23 protein-coding genes, 1 CRISPR repeat array and 1 riboswitch are annotated in these 18,511 nt (G+C 50.1%); of the genes, 11 read left to right on the top strand and 12 right to left on the bottom strand.

Going from position 1 to position 18,511, the window contains the following annotated elements:
• Positions 1-77: 77 nt before the first annotated feature.
• The 9 genes from TON_RS04105 to TON_RS04065 form a co-directional block, all read right to left on the bottom strand.
• A complete protein-coding gene (locus TON_RS04105) occupies positions 78-869 on the bottom strand; it encodes a mechanosensitive ion channel family protein (RefSeq protein WP_048055047.1) in 792 nt (263 codons plus the stop codon).
• 82 nt (positions 870-951) lie between these two features.
• Positions 952-2,166 carry a bifunctional phosphopantothenoylcysteine decarboxylase/phosphopantothenate--cysteine ligase CoaBC gene (gene coaBC / locus TON_RS04100; RefSeq protein WP_012571758.1) on the bottom strand — a complete coding sequence of 405 codons (1,215 nt, stop codon included), beginning with the start codon at positions 2,164-2,166 and terminating at the stop codon, positions 952-954.
• 83 nt (positions 2,167-2,249) lie between these two features.
• Positions 2,250-2,759: a hypothetical protein gene (locus tag TON_RS04095; protein WP_012571757.1), complete on the bottom strand. Its 510-nt coding sequence runs from the start codon at positions 2,757-2,759 to the stop codon at positions 2,250-2,252.
• A gap of 118 nt (positions 2,760-2,877) precedes the next feature.
• Positions 2,878-3,258, bottom strand: a complete 381-nt coding sequence (locus TON_RS04090) for a DUF190 domain-containing protein (RefSeq protein WP_012571756.1) — start codon at positions 3,256-3,258, stop codon at positions 2,878-2,880.
• A 4-nt stretch (positions 3,259-3,262) separates the two neighbouring features.
• Positions 3,263-3,634 carry a fluoride efflux transporter CrcB gene (crcB, locus tag TON_RS04085; RefSeq protein ID WP_012571755.1) on the bottom strand — a complete coding sequence of 124 codons (372 nt, stop codon included), beginning with the start codon at positions 3,632-3,634 and terminating at the stop codon, positions 3,263-3,265.
• A 33-nt stretch (positions 3,635-3,667) separates the two neighbouring features.
• A complete protein-coding gene (locus TON_RS04080; protein ID WP_012571754.1) occupies positions 3,668-4,093 on the bottom strand; it encodes a hypothetical protein in 426 nt (141 codons plus the stop codon).
• Entirely contained in the window at positions 4,090-4,389 is a 300-nt protein-coding gene (locus tag TON_RS04075; RefSeq protein WP_012571753.1) for a hypothetical protein, read from the bottom strand. Before TON_RS04075 ends, TON_RS04080 begins: the two co-directional genes overlap by 4 nt.
• On the bottom strand, positions 4,380-5,072 hold the full coding sequence (locus TON_RS04070) for a DUF6062 family protein (protein WP_048055046.1): 693 nt from the start codon (positions 5,070-5,072) through the stop codon (positions 4,380-4,382). Before TON_RS04070 ends, TON_RS04075 begins: the two co-directional genes overlap by 10 nt.
• Positions 5,072-5,929, bottom strand: coding sequence for a prenyltransferase/squalene oxidase repeat-containing protein (locus tag TON_RS04065; RefSeq protein ID WP_012571751.1), 858 nt, complete (start codon positions 5,927-5,929; stop codon positions 5,072-5,074). The genes TON_RS04070 and TON_RS04065 overlap by 1 nt, the downstream gene beginning before the upstream one ends.
• Before the next feature lie 24 nt (positions 5,930-5,953).
• Positions 5,954-6,028, bottom strand: a riboswitch (Fluoride riboswitch).
• An 84-nt stretch (positions 6,029-6,112) separates the two neighbouring features.
• On the opposite strand from TON_RS04065, the gene TON_RS04060 reads away from it, so the two are divergent.
• Positions 6,113-6,751 (top strand): zinc metalloprotease, encoded by a 639-nt coding sequence (locus tag TON_RS04060; protein ID WP_012571750.1) that lies wholly within the window; start codon positions 6,113-6,115, stop codon positions 6,749-6,751.
• A 39-nt stretch (positions 6,752-6,790) separates the two neighbouring features.
• Positions 6,791-7,843, top strand: a complete 1,053-nt coding sequence (locus tag TON_RS04055; protein WP_012571749.1) for a radical SAM protein — start codon at positions 6,791-6,793, stop codon at positions 7,841-7,843.
• On the opposite strand, the gene TON_RS04050 is transcribed toward TON_RS04055, so the two are convergent.
• Positions 7,840-8,040 (bottom strand): TIGR04140 family protein, encoded by a 201-nt coding sequence (locus TON_RS04050; RefSeq protein ID WP_012571748.1) that lies wholly within the window; start codon positions 8,038-8,040, stop codon positions 7,840-7,842. The two genes, TON_RS04055 and TON_RS04050, sit on opposite strands and share 4 nt — an antisense overlap.
• A 109-nt stretch (positions 8,041-8,149) precedes the next feature.
• On the opposite strand from TON_RS04050, the gene TON_RS04045 reads away from it, so the two are divergent.
• Positions 8,150-8,617: a hypothetical protein gene (locus TON_RS04045; protein ID WP_012571747.1), complete on the top strand. Its 468-nt coding sequence runs from the start codon at positions 8,150-8,152 to the stop codon at positions 8,615-8,617.
• A 161-nt stretch (positions 8,618-8,778) separates the two neighbouring features.
• On the opposite strand, the gene TON_RS04040 is transcribed toward TON_RS04045, so the two are convergent.
• Positions 8,779-9,240: a peroxiredoxin gene (locus TON_RS04040; protein ID WP_012571746.1), complete on the bottom strand. Its 462-nt coding sequence runs from the start codon at positions 9,238-9,240 to the stop codon at positions 8,779-8,781.
• 96 nt (positions 9,241-9,336) lie between these two features.
• On the opposite strand from TON_RS04040, the gene pyk reads away from it, so the two are divergent.
• The 4 genes from pyk (at position 9,337) to trmY (ending at position 16,066) form a co-directional block, all read left to right on the top strand.
• On the top strand, positions 9,337-10,758 hold the full coding sequence (pyk, locus tag TON_RS04035; RefSeq protein ID WP_012571745.1) for a pyruvate kinase: 1,422 nt from the start codon (positions 9,337-9,339) through the stop codon (positions 10,756-10,758).
• 74 nt (positions 10,759-10,832) lie between these two features.
• On the top strand, positions 10,833-11,027 hold the full coding sequence (locus TON_RS04030; RefSeq protein ID WP_012571744.1) for a hypothetical protein: 195 nt from the start codon (positions 10,833-10,835) through the stop codon (positions 11,025-11,027).
• Complete coding sequence (locus TON_RS04025; RefSeq protein ID WP_238516358.1) at positions 11,024-13,288, top strand: amino acid permease; 2,265 nt, start codon at positions 11,024-11,026, stop codon at positions 13,286-13,288. The genes TON_RS04030 and TON_RS04025 overlap by 4 nt, the downstream gene beginning before the upstream one ends.
• A 79-nt stretch (positions 13,289-13,367) precedes the next feature.
• Positions 13,368-14,938: a CRISPR direct-repeat array (repeat unit 30 nt; unit sequence CTTTCAATTCTCTTAGAGTCTTATTGAAAC).
• A 516-nt stretch (positions 14,939-15,454) separates the two neighbouring features.
• Positions 15,455-16,066 (top strand): tRNA (pseudouridine(54)-N(1))-methyltransferase TrmY, encoded by a 612-nt coding sequence (gene trmY, locus TON_RS04020; protein WP_012571742.1) that lies wholly within the window; start codon positions 15,455-15,457, stop codon positions 16,064-16,066.
• Here trmY and TON_RS04015 read toward each other — a convergent pair.
• Entirely contained in the window at positions 16,050-16,496 is a 447-nt protein-coding gene (locus tag TON_RS04015; RefSeq protein ID WP_012571741.1) for a single- stranded DNA-binding family protein, read from the bottom strand. The genes trmY and TON_RS04015 overlap by 17 nt on opposite strands.
• A 55-nt stretch (positions 16,497-16,551) precedes the next feature.
• Between TON_RS04015 and TON_RS04010 the strand changes: the two genes are divergently transcribed.
• The 4 genes from TON_RS04010 to TON_RS03995 are packed head-to-tail and all read left to right on the top strand — an operon-like array spanning position 16,552 to position 18,505.
• Positions 16,552-17,226 (top strand): adenylate kinase, encoded by a 675-nt coding sequence (locus TON_RS04010; RefSeq protein ID WP_012571740.1) that lies wholly within the window; start codon positions 16,552-16,554, stop codon positions 17,224-17,226.
• 41 nt (positions 17,227-17,267) lie between these two features.
• Complete coding sequence (locus tag TON_RS04005) at positions 17,268-17,552, top strand: ubiquitin-like small modifier protein 1 (protein ID WP_012571739.1); 285 nt, start codon at positions 17,268-17,270, stop codon at positions 17,550-17,552.
• On the top strand, positions 17,552-17,833 hold the full coding sequence (locus TON_RS04000) for an MTH1187 family thiamine-binding protein (protein WP_012571738.1): 282 nt from the start codon (positions 17,552-17,554) through the stop codon (positions 17,831-17,833). The genes TON_RS04005 and TON_RS04000 overlap by 1 nt, the downstream gene beginning before the upstream one ends.
• Positions 17,834-18,505 carry a class I SAM-dependent methyltransferase gene (locus TON_RS03995; RefSeq protein WP_012571737.1) on the top strand — a complete coding sequence of 224 codons (672 nt, stop codon included), beginning with the start codon at positions 17,834-17,836 and terminating at the stop codon, positions 18,503-18,505.
• The last annotated feature ends 6 nt before the right edge of the window (positions 18,506-18,511 follow it).

The following is an 18,511-nucleotide window of genomic DNA, read 5'->3' as shown; positions in this document are numbered from 1 at the left end:
CTCTGTAACAAAACTTTGCAATATTGAAACCAGACGGTAAAGTTCAAAAATTTCTTTAGTGGGAAAAACAAAAGCCTTTATCCTGACATCTCCCGGATATGGACATCCACTTGCGGAAACGGTATTTCGATGCCCTCTTTGGTGTAGAGTTCATAGATGCCCCTGGTCAAGTCTCCCTTCACTTCCCAGTAGTCCTCGGTCTTGGTCCAGGCCCTGAGCTGTAGGTTTATGGATGAATCTGCCAGAGCAGTTATGACGACGCTTGGCTCTGGCTCATTGAGAACCTTGGGATGACTCTTCATGAGCTCCATTGCGAGCTGTATAGCCCTATCAAGGTTGGTTCCATAGGCGACACCGATATCAATTCCGACCCTTCTCGTGGGCATACGGGTGTGGTTGATTATTATGGCTCCCCAAACGAGCCTGTTTGGGATCATTATTATGGTGTTGTCTGGGGTCAGTAGCTCAGTGGCCATAAGTCCTATGCTGTTAACCTTTCCGGTCTGGCCCGATATGCTCACGACCTCGCCGATGTCTATCGGTCCGAGGGCCGCAATCCAGAGGCCGGCTGCAAGATTCATCAGCGTATCCTGTAAGCCAAAGCCCAGAATCAGGCCTATCACCGCCGAGAGACCGAGGATAACCGGTCCGATAGACACCCCCAGAACTCCCACGGCTACGAGAATTACTGAAACATACAGAATGGCGCTGAAAAACCTCGCCAGAAACTCAACAACGAGCAGCGGGAGCTTGGTTTTTCTGAGGCTGTTCTTGAAGAGTCCCACTAGGATCTTGGTCACGATGTAGCCGACCACTAAGGTGACCGCTGCCGCTGTGATCTGGAATGGCGTTATCCCAATGTATGGCAGTGATTTATCAAGACTAACCGTTTATATCACCCAGGTCGTTCTAAGAAAAATTTGAGGAAGATGTTAAAAAGGTTTGCGATGTTTAAAGAATCCTCTGAAGGATCTCGTCCCAGAGCCTCTCCGCCAGCTCGCGCTTGCCCATCCTTGGCAACCTTTTGACATCTTCTTTTGTTACGAGAAGCACCTCGTTCTCTTCGCTGCTGAAGGCCTGGAGGGTGTTGGCAACAACGAGGTCGCTCTTTGCCCTCTCCATCTGCTTTCTGGCCGCACTTATCAACTCTTCCTCACCCAGACCAGTCTCTGCCTTGAAGCCCACGAGGAAAACATCCGGCTGAAGCTCCTTAACGCGGTCGATTATCTTAGGCGTCGGCTCAAGCTCCAGAACGAGCTCTTTGCCACTCTTTATTTTGACGCCAGCCCTGTTCTTAACCCTAAAGTCGCTTACAGCCGCGGTCAGAACAACAATGTCGTACTTCTTGCTCTTCAGCTCATTTTCTATCGCCTGGAGCATCTCCTCGACGGTCTCGACTTCGATCTGGTTCTCGACGAAACTTGGAACACTGCCTTTGGTTCTTATCAGCGTAACCTCCGCGCCTCTGAAGTCTGCCTCTTCGGCCATTGCCACACCCATTTTTCCGGAGCTCGCGTTGGTTATGTAGCGTATCGGGTCTATGTACTCCCTCGTTGCCCCTGCAGTTACCAGAACGCGCTTTCCTTTCAGATCTTTCTGGTGGAGTTTCTTGATGACGCGGTATACTATTTCCTCCGTCGTTGCCACTTTCGCCTTGCCCTCCTCGAAGCGCGGGCCGATGAACTCTATTCCAAGTCTCTTGAGCTTTTCTATGTTTTCAGCGACTATCGGGTGCTCGTACATCGTGGAGTGCATGGCGGGTGCTATCATTATCGGCGTGTGGGCAAAGGCAGTCGTTACGACCGTCGTAACCGGTGTATCATCTATGCCACAGGCTATCTTCGATATGGTGTTTGCCGTCGCTGGACAGACTAAAACCAGGTCTGCCTTGTTCTCGTGGTCTCCTGCCAGCTCAACGTGTTCGATGAAGCCTGTGATTTCCGTAACAACCGGGTTCCCCGTGGCGAACTCCATGGCGTAGGGGTGGACTATCTTCGTGGCGCTCTCGCTCATGACCGCGTGAACCTCAGCTCCATGTCTTATCAGCTCCCTCGCGAGCTTGACGCACTCGACGGCGGCTATACTGCCCGGAATTGCCAAAACGATCTTTTTACCAACGAGCTTCCTACTTTTGGTTGCGTAAATTAACTTAACGTGGTGTAGCATGGAAACACCTCCAGAATCAATTTGAAAGTTTAATTAAAATATTACCGCAGAATCCCGCGTCTTTCCTGGGGCTTAACTTACGGTTATGGGGCATCTTGGATGGTTCCCTCACTTGTCTGAGTTTTCAGATGTATCACCACGGCGTTATCCTCTACGACACGCTTAACCAGTCTGGCGGTGGATATCTGAACCCTGCCGATAGTCAAGTTCAGGACGGCCTTCAAGAGGTCTGGTGGTGAATTAGGGAGCACCGCTATTGTTATGTCTGTGGGATAGAACTTGTTATCCCGGTATTTAAAGAGCACAGAAACTGGATAGCTACCGGAAGGCATATCTACGCTGATTAGAAAAGCCTCGTGGATGTAAGTTTTTGTCTTCCTCTTTTCAACGACGGTTACTTCTATTTGCCCAGCGGCCACCGCGAGTTGAAGAAGGTACTTCTCCAGACAATCATCAGGAACAGAGAGCCTGAAGACTGCACTTCCCCTTGTTTCATTATAATAGACCCACTCTAGGGACATCTCGCTCCATGTTATCGTATCCATAACTTGATTAAAGCGCTCCATTGGGACCTCAAATTCGAGTGTGAACATGCCTGGGCCCCCATCTACAGGAACATAGTGTCTATTATTTTTATAATTATTGTAACATTTTCTCCTTATTAAGTTAACGGATATCACTGTATGGATGGGGAAAGCACATAGGTGTGCGTCAGAGCTCCCTCACGGCATCGTCCTCAAACCTCTTCACTTCCTCTCTTGTGCCAACCCATACAACTATCGTAGGCTCGACAGTTATCATGCCGTCCTTTATCATGGGCTTAATCTCGTGGATGGCCTTTTCAATCTTGTATCCCCTGTCCACGACCTCGATAATGATGGGCAAATCAGTAGAAAGCCTCATTACATCTGTGGAGTGAATTCTGCTCTTCTTCCCGAATCCGTAAATACCGCGGTAAACGGTTGCTCCTGCTATTCCCATCTCGAGGAGCTTCTCCACTATGGCCTTGTAGAGCGGTTTCCCCTCCCAGCGGTCGCTCTCACCTATGTAGATTCTGAGACAAAGCGTGTTCCAGTGCTCGACCTCAACCATAAGCTCACCTCCTTGCGAGAATGAATCCGATGAAAACTAGGCTTACCGTGATTATAACGTTTGCCGAGATGTTTAGGGCGGCGAGGAAATACTCCCTTTCACGTAAGAGCGAAAAGGTCTCGTAGGAGAACGTCGAGAATGTGCTCAAGGCACCACAGAATCCTGTTCCGAAGAAAGCCCTCCAGTCTGCCGGAACATCGATTCCCCAGAAAAGGAGACCGTAGATGTAGCCAAGGATGAAGCTGGCTATGCTGTTGACGAGCAGGGTTCCAACAGGAAAGTCCTTATAAACAGGCAGTATTCCCGAGATGTAAAAGCGTGCCAATGCTCCGAGCGCACCGCCGAGTGCTATCGCAACCGCTATCCTGCCGTTCATTCCATCACCGCCGAACCATGTGTAGGGTCTCTTTTAATCCTTGTCCCCGAAGGCCATGTAGTAGTGAATCAGCTCCTTAACTTCCGAGAAGTCTCTCTCCTCCTTCCCGAGTACCTTTCTCAGTCTCTTGTTCTCCGCCATCATTCCGGAGAGCTGGATTCCGAGGTTCTGGTTGTCGAGTGCTATATAATAGGAGCGGAACTTCAGGGACGACCACTTCCCTTCAAGCTTATACAGCTCCTTTTCAAGAGCATCTATCCCCTTCTCTAGCTTTTCAAAGGCTTTCTCGTCGACATCGACTCCATCATCCACGTAGTCATGGAGGAGTATTATCCTCAGAGCCTCATCCAACCTGAAGCCGTAACGCTCGCACAGTTCCTCTATCCTTTCGAGGGTCTCATCTGGAACCCTGAAGGTAACCCTCCGCCAGCCCCTCCGCGGCTTAACGGTTATTTTCATCTCTCTTCCCCTAGCTCCTTTCTAAGGTTTTTGTTCTCATCGCTGAGTTCCTTCCTAAATGCCATCAAAAACTCCTTATCCCTCTTTGCCTTATCTTCGAACTCGAGCATCTCGCGATAGTTCTGCCTCATCTCGCTGAGCCTCTTCTCCAGCCTGGCCCTCTGCTCCAAGAGGAACCGCAACTTGAGGGCTTTTAGGGTTCTCTCAAGCCCTTCTAGGTCTCTGAAGCGTCTCTCTATCTCTCGTTGGTTCTTCCGTATCTCAGCCAGCTCCTCGGGGCTTACTTCTATCTCCATAGCAAAACTCCCCTTGTCCGCTTTTTTCGTTCCTTCTTCCTTAGGGTAGCTCCGTTTTCGAGCCCTTTAAGTGCCTCTATAGTCATTGGGAGGGATGAAACCTCTTCTCTTGTGGGCCTTTCGAGTGCCTTATAGTCGAACTTGTTTATGAAAGAGTTCATCCTTTCCCTGAGCTTCTTCAGCTTCTCCAGCTGGACTTTTCTGAGCCTCTCCGCGCTCTGGGGATTTTTCTTCCTGAGGATTGAGTCTATCATCTCGTGGTGCCTTTTGCAGAGGATTGCCTCCGATGACTCATAAACGGGAAGGAGCTCCTCAATCTTCTCCGTGATAGCCTCCACCGTGTCCTTTTCCTTTTCTTCCACGAGAAGGCACAGGAAGCACTCGCCTTCCTTGACTTTCTCCCAGCTTTCGAGGATTTTGATATAAGTTGAAAGCATGTGCTCGTAGATTATTGCCACTCCCAGCGGGCCAAGCAGTGGGTTCGAGTAGGCCGTTTTGAGGGTTTTCCAGGCGTGGTAGGTGCAGAGACCAAGGCTCTCCTTGAACTTAACCCTAACAGTGGGGTCGTTCACGTGCTCGTAGAGGATTGTATTGATTTCAGACTCCTCGTACTCCCCGAGTATCCTGCAGACTGGGCAGCCCTCCTTCATAGCCTCCCTGAGATATATCCCCACGATATCCATCAGTACCACTTCAGGAGTTCGTCGAGGGCTTTCACGGCTCTGTACGTGTTCTGGAAGTTCGATATGCCCATCTCCAGCGAGCGCCTGAAGCCTCCGTTGGGGTTCTGCAGTGCTCTGATGAACCTGATGTGGTCTCTTATGTAGCGCGCCCTCTTGCCGAGCAGACTGAGACCTCTTATGGCATAGAACGTCGGTTCTAGATAGGGGGGCAGCGAGTAGGGCACCTCGGTAAAGCCGCCGTAGACCTCGCATCTGTAGAAGTGGGTGGTGTCTGGGACGGCATAGCCAAGGCCCTTGAGGGTGAAGAGGGCCTGGTAGGTCATGGTCGTGGTGGCCCCCTTCACCCCGAAGCCGTCTCCCTTGCGGAACCCCATCACAAACTTGCGTATCCTTTCCCTGGTCTCGCCGTCCATACGGTAACCCACGGCCGCCAGCGCCCTCGTGGCCCAGTAGGTTGCCTCCAGGGGAGTAGCCGTTCCGAACTCCTCACTTCCGCCGAGGCCAACGGCGAACTTCCCTTCTAGCGGGTTGTATTTGGAGAAGAGCAGGTCCAGCTTTTCCCTTGCCAGATCTCTCGCCCCCAGTAATGACAGTGCCTCGATGGCCATTGCAACGGCCACCACCGCGGTCTGCATCTGGGCGGAAGTGTAAAGGAACTCCACGGTCTTCTCCCTCTCGGGAATTTCGAGCCCGAGCAGGTTGTAAATCTTTACCGCGTAGTACGTGTCGTTAATGTTGGTCTCGTCCAAAACGCTCACGAAGCAGTAGCCGCCGTCCTCGTGGCGCCTCTCCTCAACGTAGCTGATGAGCGCATCAGCGTTAATAAACCTGCCAATCTCACTCAGCTTCGAGCCCATTCTACCGCCTCCTGCTATATCTGGCAGAGAACAGGCGTCATCAGCCCAAAACGGGCGGTTCGGCTCGAAGCCCGGGCGGACGCCATCGCCCGAAAAGCCATCAGAAAGGCGGTTAAAAACGTTTGTGGTTCAATCACCTAAAATTTAATAAGTTTGAAACGGTCTCTCATTTGTGGTGAAATCATGGAGTTTATAGCTTTCACCTACGTCGGGAACTTCGTGGACAAAGAAATAATAACCGACGTTCTATTCAACGTTTTCGACGATGCAAACCGCTTCTTCCACCAGAATGAGATTCCCGTGAGGTTCCTCTACATAGGAAAACTTGAGCTGGAGCCGGGTTACCTGATAAACCTCAACACACCGGAGGGCAGGATAAGGGTCTATCCGCTTGAGGCCCTCGTTGAGGTTCTCTACTCCAGACTGCTCCAGGAAATCAACGAGAAAGAGGACATCAAAATGAACAAGATATTCGCCCTCACCACCTTTCCGCTCGTTTCTAGGAATCCTTACTTTGACTTCTACGAGAAGTTTCTGGGCATTCACGAGGTCATCACCGGCCTTAGGATTATGATACTGTCGATGAAGCCCTTCGAGGTTCCTATAACCCCCGATGATTCTCCCCATGAGCGCAGGAGGAAGCTTGAGACGTTCAAAAGCAGGCTCCTCAAGGGTATCCTCCACGAGGTTGGGCACAGCTTCGGCCTTGAGCACTGCAACAACCAGTGTGTCATGCATCCCCCCACCAACATAGAGGACTGGGACGGCCGGATTCCAGGCTACTGCGACGAGTGCCTCCTCAAGCTGAGGGCCGCCTTGTAAAGGTAATCGACAAGTGTTTTAACTATGAGAACCTATTAGATGGTGATGTGGTTCAGGAGGATAGAGATTAGGGAAATTGAAGGGGCCATAAAGGCAATGCCCCACTACTTCGCAGTTCTTAGGGGAGATGAAGTGCCGAACTTCTTTCTATCAAAACGGGTTGGAGTAAAGTTTGACGAAGATGCGCCATTGGAGGAGCTTTGGGAGATTCACGAAGAGGCTATGGACAGATTGAAGGAGAACGACCTCAGCGAAAGCCCAGAGAAGAGTCTCCTCGACCTCAAAGCGGTTATAGCTGATAAGATCCTCGAGAGCTGCGAGCTCTGCGAGTTCAAGTGCCGAGCGAACAGAAAAAGGGAAATCGGCTACTGCAGGGTGAAGGAGAGCCTCGTTGCAAGCGAGTTCCTCCACTACGGCGAGGAGCCGGAGCTGATTCCTTCTTACACGGTCTTCTTCAGCGGCTGCAACTTCCGGTGCGTCTTCTGCCAGAACTGGGACATCAGTCAGTTTCGGGCCGGAGTTGAATATCCACCAAATGAGATGGCGGAAAAGATAACCGTGGCCTTCGCACAGGGAGCAAAGAACGTGAACTTCGTCGGCGGCGAGCCTACTCCAAACCTTCCCTTCATCATCAAGACCCTCAGGCACGTCAAAGTCCCGATTCCAGTAGTCTGGAACTCTAACATGTACATGAGCGAAGAGGCAATGAAACTTCTCGATGGGGTTGTCGATGTTTACCTCGCCGACTTCAAGTGGGGAAACGACGAATGTGCCCTGAAGTACTCAAAGGTTCCTCGGTATTGGGAGGTTATCACCAGAAACTTCCTCCTCGCTAAAAGGCATTACAAAGCCGAGTTCCTGATACGACATCTAGTTATTCCTGGCCACCTTGACTGCTGCACGAGGCAGATATTAAAGTGGATAGCTGAGAACATCGGAAAAGATGTTAGAATAAACGTGATGTTTCAGTACAGGCCAGAATACGAAGCAGGGAAAAATCCAGAGATAAGCAGAACCCTCAAGGATGAGGAGATGATTGAAGCCGCACGGCTCGTGAGAGAATTTGGGTTCAAGAACGCACTGGTGGGCTAACCGCCAGCTCTTGCCAGTCTGAGGACATCCATGAACTTCTCTATCTCTTCGTCTGCCCCTTCCAGAAGCACTCTGTACCTCGGCATGCCGTGGAATGGTTCTGCCTCTGAAATGGTCAGCTCAATCTTTGCCCCAGATTTTCTCAGGATAATCTCTATTTCGTCTGGGGGGATTGCGGTTATTAACTCCCTCCTCATGGCATCAGTCCTCTACGGTTTGAGGTTTTATAGCTTTTCGACACCGAAAACTTTATAAAGAAATCCAACATATGTAATATTGAAATTACACATGGAGAGGTGATATGACATGAAGAAGTGGTTGGGAATTGGTTTGATGGTGTTGGGTCTCTTCGGCCTGGTGTTTGGAGCGGTAGCTGCCTACCAGGGTGTGCCAGGACCAAACCCAGAAGTTGAGAGGGGCACCACTCCTATGGCCTATGCCAAGGGCTGTGGCCACGCAAATGGTGGCATGATGGCTGCTGGTGGGGGTGTTCCCTACATGGGGCTTGGAGTTAAGTCCACGAATCTGACCGAGGTCAGCATCGACCCTGCCGAAGTCCAGGACTATCTGGGCCAGGTCTCAGTTGAGGAGTTCACTAACCCGCGCGGAGTAACCGTCCAGAAGCTCGTCTACGACGGCGACTATGTTGGCAAGGTCGTTGGTGACTACGACCTCAGCGAGCTGGACGTTTACGCCGCCTATGAGACCCTCAATGGCGTTAAGGTCTTCCTCGCCTATGAGGGCAACATAGTCGGCTTTGTGCTCATGAAGTGAGCATCCTTACCCCTTCATTTTTTAAGCTTTGAGAGGTGAGAACGTGAGAATCGTTGGGATTATTGATCGTTTTCTTTCGAGGTTCGAGCCGGGGAAGAGAGGAGAACCCTCGCCACAGCCCGAGATAGTGCTAGGAAAAGAAAAGGACGAATAAAATAGCCTCAGCTTTCTTTCACGAGTTTCTTTGCTTCTTCTAAGACTTTTGCTGCGTGTCCCTTTGCTCTAACATTAATTTTCTTCCAGACTATCTCCCCTTGAGGATCTAGAATGAAGGTGCTTCTTATGACACCCTCGTACTCTTTACCGTAGCGTTTTTTCTTACCCCATGCGCCTAGAGCTTTGATAAGCTCGGCGCTGGGATCGCTCAGGAGCTTTATCTTTAATCCATGCTTCTCTTTGAACTTCCGATGAGAGTTAACTGAATCCTTGCTTACCCCAATCACTTGGAAGCCAAGCTTCTCGAACTCGGGAAGGATTTCTGTAAACTCTTTTGCCTCAGTGGTGCATCCAGGGGTGTTGTCTTTGGGATAGACGTAAAGAACCGTCCACCTTCCGAGAACGATGTCCTTGAGCTGGACTTCTTTTCCATCTTCGCTAAAAACCCTAACTTCAAGGGGGCTCATGCAATCACCGAGATAATTAGGTTCTCCTAATTTATTAATGTTTCGTGGGATAAGATTATTTAAGGTTAAGTTAAAGTTCCCCCTTAGGTGAACGACATGAAGCTGCCACCACACAAGACGAAGATTATAGCAACCGTCGGACCGGCGTCGCTCAATAGGAAAACCCTCAAGGCTATGATAAAAGCAGGAATGAGCGTTGCGCGCATAAACTTTGCTCATGGAGACTCCGAGCAGCACGCCAAGACGGTTGAGCTGATAAGAGAAGTCTCAGAGAGGCTTAACAGACCCGTTGCTATCCTCGGAGATCTTCCTGGAGTGAAAATACGAGTTGGTGAGATTCAAAATGATTCCGTGACGCTGAGGCGCTGGCAAACGATAACCCTTACCACCCGTGACGTTGTGGGCAATGAGGCAGAGATACCTGTGCAGTTCAAGGACTTTCCTAGAATGGTATCCAAGGGGGATGTCATCTATCTCAGCGACGGCTTCATAGCACTTCGTGTCGAGGAGGTCCGCGATACTGACGTGGTCTGTAAAGTCCTTGTTGGGGGCACACTCTTCTCACACAAGGGTATAAACGTCCCGAACGCAAGGATAGCAATAGATGCCGTGACGGAGAGGGATCTGAAGTTCCTTGGGTTTGCCATTGAGCACGGTATCGATGCAGTCGGTATAAGTTTTGTTGGCTCGGCCTACGACGTCCTCAAGGTTAGGCGCTTCGTAGAGGAAAGGAACGGAAAGATGTTTATAATTGCTAAGATCGAGAGGCCCGATGCGGTGAAGAACTTTGACCAAATATTGAGCGCTGCCGATGGGATAATGATAGCTAGGGGCGATTTGGGAGTAGAAATGCCAATTGAGAAGCTTCCGGTGCTTCAGAAAAAGCTCATAAAAAAGGCCAACATGGCGGGCAAGCCTGCAATAACCGCCACCCAAATGCTTGAGTCGATGACCCAAGAGAAGCTCCCCACACGGGCAGAGGTTACAGACGTAGCCAACGCCATTCTCGATGGAACGGACGCAGTTATGCTCTCGGAGGAGACTGCTGTGGGCAGGTATCCCATCGATACGGTGAGGATGATGGCCAAGATAGCAAAAACCACCGAAGCCTACCGCGATTCCCTCTGGTCAGCGCGCGTTGTGGAATGGAAGGGCCAGATGCCAAAGAAAGGGACGATAAAGGACACCATAACGAGGAGCATCATAGAGGCCCTCAACTCGATAGACATCAAATACATCCTAACCCCCACAAGAACTGGTGAAACCGCCCGCTTAATATCCCGTTTCAAGCCGAAGCAGTGGATTTTAGCTTTCGCCACTGACGAGAAGGTTGCCAATAGCCTCATGTTCTCATACGGAGTCTATCCATTCCTCGTCGAGGAGACCAGCGAGCGCGAGATACTGGGTCTTATCAAAGGTCTGGGCCTAGTGAACGAAAACGACACGGTTCTGCTGACGAAGGGAACGCCGATAGGCAAAACTGTGGGGACAAACACGATACGGATATTTACCGTTTGAGACCTTTTTCTTCCCATCGACATATTTTAAAAGACTCCTGCGGTTAACACTACATTCGCACAGGGGTGGAATCTATGGATCTCGATCAGATAATTGGAATAACTCTCATTTTCGGCTCTTACGGAGCTATGCTGGCTCTTCTCATGAAATCAAATTCAACAATCTCCGAGATGAAACGCCAGAGAATTGAGAAAAAACGCAGGTATGCCAAGAAAAAGATTGGTCACGTTCTCGAGGTTCAAAGGGTTACAAGGCATAGGAGGAGATGAGTATGGAACATGATGGAGAGAGAATAGAACTATCCCGCGGTCTGTCACTGATGCACCTCATGATGATGGGAATGGGAATGATGATCGGTGCCGGTGTTTTTGTTGCCACCGGTATCGCCATCGGTTTCGCCGGTCCCGGCGGCATACTCATTGCCTTTGCTCTCAACGGTCTCATCGCTTTCTTTTCCGCCATGTCTTTCGCAGAACTCGCCTCAGCACTGCCAACGGCGGGTGGTGCTTACACTTATATAGACGAGGCTTTCAAGGGCTTGGTCGGCTTTATTTCGGGCTGGATAAACTGGTTCGCTCTGACAGTTGCGGGCAGCCTCTACGCCATAACCTTCGCGACATACACGGTTTTTCTCCTCGAGGGAACTGACTGGTTCATCAGTCTAGGCTTGGAGCACGAGCTGATAATTAAGCTCCTTGCCCTTGGGATAGCCATCGTTTTTATAATCATCAACTACCTCGGCGTCTCCGAGACTGGAAGCATCGAGAACCTCATTACTCTTGGTCAAATGGGAACGCTGGCTTTCATCGGTCTGTTCTCAATTTATTACATAATAGTGCATCCAGAAAAGCTTGCCCACTTCAACGACTTCGTCCCCAACGGATGGGATAAAATTCTTATGGCGATGGGGTTTACTTACGTGGGCTTTGAGGGCTATGAAGTAATAGCCCACGCCGGTGAAGAGGCAGTCAATCCTAAGGAGACCGTTCCAAAGGCTATACTCTATTCTGTTGCCGCCGTTACCGCAACGTACCTCCTATTTGCCTTCGCTGCGATAGTCGGCGCCGAGCCCGGGAACATGCCATTGAGCCAGTGGTTCGCTGAACTCGGACCTGTGGGAATGGGCGAGGCAATAAAGGACCTCATGCCCTATGGCGGCCTTCTCATCACGCTCGCTGCTATATTCTCCTCAACTTCTGCCCTCAACGCTACTATATACTCCTCCACAAGGGTTCTCTTTGCCATCAGCAGGGATGGCAGACTGCCCCCAATATTCTCCAGAATCCACCGGGTTAGAAGGGTGCCGCACTACGCGCTCTTTGCATCCTCACTCATAGTCCTGACCGTTGCCCTCATCTTCCCGATTGAAGATGTAGCAGCGAGTGCTGACATAGTCTTTCTCCTAATTTTCCTCCTAGTCAACGCCGCAGTAATAAAGATTAGAAACGAACGTGGAGATGAGCTAGACTACGGCTTTCTAATGCCTTATTTCCCCTACATCCCGCTGTTGGCGATATTCTTCCAGGCTATACTCTCAGTGTGGGTCTTTAATGTCAGTCCCACCGCCTGGGCCATAACGCTGACATGGGTGGGTATAGGGCTCGTCGTTTACGTCACCTATAAGGGCGCCAAAGTTGAGCCAACTAAGTTCGAGAGGGAGACAGTCTTTGAGGAAGCTGGTGAGGAAGGAAGGTACAGGATAATGGTGGCTGTGTCGAATCCGAAGAACGCAAAGGTTCTGATCAAATACGCCGAGAGAATAGCGGAAGAAGTCAACGGGGAGCTGCTCATTGTCAGCGTCGTGACGGTTCCGGAGCAGACACCGCTCGAGGAGGCAAGACAGTTCGCGGACGAGGCTATAGCAGTCGTGAGGAAGGCAAAGTCTTACACTAATGGGAGAGTGAAGGTAGAGGGCCTGATATACTACGCTCACAGCGTTTACAGAGGGATAATGAGTGCAGTGAGGGACAAGAAGGCTGACCTTCTCATCCTCGGCTGGGAAGGGCGCTCGAGGTGGAGTAAGTACGTCATGGGAAGCAACCTCGACAAGATAGTTGAGAACGCTCCGTGTAACGTGTTGGTCATCAAGCCGGGCGACACCGAGGAACGCGGAGAAATTAAGAGCATTCTCTTTCCGACGAGGGGAGGAAAGCATAGCGCCATCAGTGCGGAGCTCGTCTCGATCCTCGCCGATGCGTACGGTGCAAGAGTTACTGTGCTCAGCGTCAACACCACCGGCAAGCTGGAAGAGAAGGTAAGGGCACAGTTGAAGCCGGTAATGGAGAGGATCGAAAACGCGGAGCTGAAGATAGTGAACAAAAGCGACGCGGTAAATGCGATACTTGATGAGTGCAGGAAGCACGACCTCGTGGTCATGGGGGCAACGAGGGAGGGCCTCTTCAAGAGGCTACTCTTTGGGGAAGTACCTGAAAGGGTAGCGAGCAAATGCCCGAAGACGGTTATGCTTGTGAAGGGCAACAGAGGCATAAAGGCGAGAATAAACCGCTTGCTCGGGAGGAGGATGGAGTAAAAGCACTTTTCGCTTTTTGGTTTCTTATTTCTTGTTGAAACTACCTCGCGAAAACCCCGAGCAGTCCGCCTTCATCGTTATTTCAATTCTCTTAGAGTCTTATTGAAACGCAGGTATGATGTGTTGCTTGAAGCGGCAGACACTCCTTTCAATTCTCTTAGAGTCTTATTGAAACACCGCACTTATCTGAGTGGCTCGAACTCGGATAGGATCTTTCAATTCTCTTAGAGTCTTATTGAAACAGGAAGTGGAGGAATGGGTCAGGAAGGGCCTTGATTACCTTTCAATTCTCTTAGAGTCTTATTGAAACATTAAAGAGAATGAGCGCCTGTGGCCGGATGAGTGGACTTTCAATTCTCTTAGAGTCTTATTGAAACCTACCTCTACGCCAAGCTGACCGTGCTCTTCTCCGACTTTCAATTCTCTTAGAGTCTTATTGAAACCGACAAGGAACAAGAAGCTGAACATTGACTTCGTAGAACTTTCAATTCTCTTAGAGTCTTATTGAAACCCATGAAGCTCTTTGAGCTTGATGTCCGCGAAGTCATCTTTCAATTCTCTTAGAGTCTTATTGAAACTCCTGTCGTTGATGAGGAAGGACGTTTGGCTATGTTCTTTCAATTCTCTTAGAGTCTTATTGAAACTCGTTCCTGGTCGGGGCTGGGGTCCTTGGGTGGGCCTTCTTTCAATTCTCTTAGAGTCTTATTGAAACTCGTTGAGGAGCTCTGAAATCGTGTCCACCACGCACGGCTTTCAATTCTCTTAGAGTCTTATTGAAACTTCAACGAATATGATGTAGCAAAGATGTTCATCAACTCTTTCAATTCTCTTAGAGTCTTATTGAAACCTGCGTCGCCCTGGAGAACCTGGACGTTCAGCTCGTCTTTCAATTCTCTTAGAGTCTTATTGAAACAAAGTATCCAGGGTTCGGCGCGATGTAGAACTTGTAGTCTTTCAATTCTCTTAGAGTCTTATTGAAACGTTAGCGAGGGCCGCGTCGAAGGCCTCGGCCGCGGTACTTTCAATTCTCTTAGAGTCTTATTGAAACGAAACCCTCACATACCCGATAACCCTAAGTTTTCTATCTTTCAATTCTCTTAGAGTCTTATTGAAACGCTCGCAGAGCGGCCAGCGTAGTAGTCATTGCCAAGACTTTCAATTCTCTTAGAGTCTTATTGAAACTCAATAAATAGTCGGTGATAGTGCTATGAAAAACGCCTTTCAATTCTCTTAGAGTCTTATTGAAACTTGATTTCCTGGCTGGCCTGGGTGCAGCGTTCATAACTTTCAATTCTCTTAGAGTCTTATTGAAACTGAAATGAAGCGAAAGCTCGAGGCCCTTCTCGACGAACTTTCAATTCTCTTAGAGTCTTATTGAAACTTACCGGCAGGAATGAAGCCGATGCAGGTAAAAATAGCTTTCAATTCTCTTAGAGTCTTATTGAAACGAGGTTCTCCGGGTCTATGAGCTGATATTTTAGGCCTCCTTTCAATTCTCTTAGAGTCTTATTGAAACCCCATTAGCCACCCGGGAGGGGAGTTCTCAATCCGGCCTTTCAATTCTCTTAGAGTCTTATTGAAACAAAACGACGAAGCCCAGAGCGGCGAGCACGCCAAGGCCTTTCAATTCTCTTAGAGTCTTATTGAAACAGGGCAGTTTTTTCCTTATTTCGTCTTATAGGGGTATAAAATGCCTTAAATCTTATAAGTTTTTCTGCGGAGGGGTAGTTTCAGCGCTATGGGGATTCTTTCATTGAGATCTTTCAAGAACCTCCTCTAAGAATTTCAGGCCTGCACAGCTTAAAAAATCCTGTGAACAAGAATGTTTACGAGACTTCCAAAGCCCAAAGAAAAGAGAAAAATTAATTTCCAGGCTTCAAAACCATGCAACAGTCAAAAAGAGCAGTTTCCCTTAGAAAATAGGCTGGAGACCGTCGCATCATGCTCTTCTCAACACTCTGAAAAAATTTCGTTACATTCCAAGATGAAAATCGTAACAAAAAGTCCGATAATTACCAGGCGTTACTAAAGACTTCCAAACACTTCACCGTCCCGCTTTCCCAAAGCTCTGGACGTTGAAGTGAGAGGGCCAAAGATGCCGCAGTATGAATCTGCTCCGAAAACCCTTCGGGCAACGATTATAAGCTCCCGTCCAAATCCTCAACCATGAGAACCTTCATCATCAAGGCGAACAAGGCACATACAAAAGCGGATTTCAAGCTCAAGGATCTTCCCGGGACAAGCGGCAGGATAGACCTCCTTTGCCGCGTGCTTAACTCTGCCTTTCTCCTCTCGCATGGCTTCAGAAAGAACGTCCGCGTGTGGCTGAGCCTCTACGGCCCGCCGAACCCGCCGAAGGCGATAAGGTTTGAGGGGCAGGGGATGAAGCCTAAAACACTCAATCCAGACGAGCTGAGTACGGCGAAGCTGATAATCAAAGCTCTGAAGGTCGGGGAAAATCTCCGCGAGCCGAGCAAAGAGATCCAGGTTCTCCCTGGGATTTATGTGAGCAATCTAACCTTTGAAGACATCATAAGGAGAACCCTGAAAGGTGCGACCCTCTACTACCTCCATGAGGAGGGCAGGCCCATCGAGAGGGTGAACTTCTCCCAGAACGTCGCCTTCGTCCTCGGCGACCATGAAGGATTAACTCCGGAGGATGAGGCCTTCCTTAGTGGGATAGCCGAAAAAGTGAGCATCGGGAGGAAAAGCTACCTTGCCTCCCATGTCGTGGCCTACGTCAACATCTTTCTAGATTCCATCACTCCTCCGCCTTGAGCCTGAGAGATGTGTGCTCCTGCTTGAGCTCCTCCAGCTTCTCCAGTATTTTCTCGCTCATCTCTCTGAGCTGAAGGGTGAGCTCCTCGAGCTCCTTTATCTGCTCTTCGAGGGCTCTCTCGCGCTCCTCGATTTCCTCCATAGCTTCGGCCAGCTTTGCTTCGTCTTCCCTCTTGTAGACCTCTATTTTGAGTCCCCCATAGTGCCACTTTATCTTTCCACCCTCAATGCTGAATGGGACGCTTATCCTCACGACGTCTCCCTTGTTCACCCCCATCTCCTGGAGCTTTTCAAAGACGTACTGGTTGAGCTCCGCTGCGGCCCTAACGACTTCTTCTGGCTCCACCCTCCCGCGTGTTATTGCAAATAGCACGCGCCTTACCTTGTATGCGTAGCCGGATGCCCGAACAAAGCCTGTGCTCAGTTTCATGGCCACCACCGTAATTGTTTTATCACTCAGGAGATAAATAACTAGCGGTGAGAAAATGAACATCCTGATCTTCGGACCACCTGGGAGCGGCAAATCAACCCACTCGAGGACGATAACGGAGCGCTATGGGCTGACGTATATCTCCTCAGGGGACATGATACGGGCGGAGATTGAAAAGGGAAGCGAGCTCGGGAAGGAGCTGAAGAAATATCTCGCAAAAGGGGAGCTCATTCCGGACATCGTCGTCAATACCCTTGTGATTTCTCGCTTAAGGCGCGACAGGAACAACTTCATCATCGATGGCTACCCCAGAACGGCAGAGCAGGTTCTCGCGCTTGAGAACTACCTATACGACCACGGCATAAGGATAGACGTGGCGATGGAGATTTTCATCTCTAAGGAGGAAAGTGTTGAGCGCATCTCTGGGAGAAGGATATGTCCCAAGTGCGGTGCCGTTTACCATCTTCGGTACAGACCCCCAAAGGTTCCCGGTAAATGTGACCTATGTGGCTCCCAGCTCATCCAGAGAGAGGACGACAGGTCAGAAATAGTGGCGAAGCGCTATGACCTCTACGTCAAGAACATGGAGCCGATAATCAAGTTCTACAAGAAGCAGGGCATCTACGTTAGGGTTGATGGTCACGGCAGTATAAACGAAGTCTGGGAAAGGATAAGACCACTCCTCGACTACATACACAACCGCGAAAAGAAACGGAAAGAAAACGAGTAAAGTTTTTAGTCCTCTTCTTCCAAACTTTTTTAGGTGGTCTTATGAAGGTCAAGTTCTATGCGACATTTCGTGAACTCATCGGAAGGAAGGAGATAGAGGTTCACGACATAAAGACTGTTGGGGAGCTTATTGATTATCTAGCCAAACACTATAGTCCAGAAATAAAGAGGGAGCTCCTCGAAAGCCCCCGCGTCAAGGAGGCAGGAAAGGCCATAGACGGAATGATCCTCGTGAACGGCCACAACGTCCTGCACCTTAAAGGCCTCGACACCGAGCTGAAGGACGATGACGAGGTGCACATCTTCCCGCCCGCGGGGGGCGGCTGATGGCAGTAGCGGAGCTTTGTCTTTTTCCCCTTGGAACAGAAAGCCCGAGTGTGGGCAAGTACCTCGAACCCGTTATCGAAGTCATAAAGGCGAGTGGCCTAAAGTACCAGGTCTGCCCGATGGGAACTGTGGTTGAAGGTTCCGTAGAGGAAATCCTCGAGCTTGTCAAGGCCTGCCATGATGCTATCCTAAAAGCGGGGGCAAAGCGCATCGTCATAAGCCTCAAGATAGACGACCGCGTTGATAAACCTCTCACCATAGAGAGCAAGATGGGTGTCTGAATGGCCGAGTACTTCAACAGAATTGCCGGGCGCTACGACGACTGGTACCGGACGAAAACCGGTCAGTACGTAGACAGAACCGAGAAGTGGTTAGTCTTCTCCATGCTCCAAACGAAATCGGGCAAGGCCCTCGATTTAGGCTGCGGCACCGGAAACTACACTCTCGAGCTCAAAAGGCGCGGCTTCGATGTTATCGGCCTCGACGCGAGCGAGGGGATGCTTGAGATAGCCATGGCGAAGGGCCTCAACTGCATCAAAGGCGACGCCTATAGTCTGCCCTTTCCGGACGAGAGCTTTGACCTCGTGCTGAGCGTGACCATGTTTGAGTTTATCCACGAGCCGGAAAAGGTAATCGCCGAGATCCACCGCGTCCTCAAGCCCGGCGGTGAAGTTCTCATCGGCACTATGAACGGGAGGAGCCCGTGGTTCTTCTTCAAGCGCCTAAAGAGCCTCTTCGTCGAGACGGCCTACCGCTATGCCAGGTTCTACACCCCCAGGGAGCTTGAACTTCTCCTGAAGAACGGAGGCTTTACTGAGGTCGAGAGTGCGGGGGTTATCTTTTTTCCCTCCTTCTGGCCCTTCTTAGACGTGGCCGAAAGGATTGACAAAAAATGCCACAGGAAGTGCAGAAACCTCGCCGCCTTCATAGCCGTCAGGGGAGTAAAGTCTTGAGAGGGC

The organism is Thermococcus onnurineus NA1, from assembly GCF_000018365.1.
Lineage (GTDB): Archaea > Methanobacteriota_B > Thermococci > Thermococcales > Thermococcaceae > Thermococcus > Thermococcus onnurineus.
Note: the sequence above shows the minus strand (reverse complement) of the source record. Positions and strands in the feature narration are given on the sequence as shown.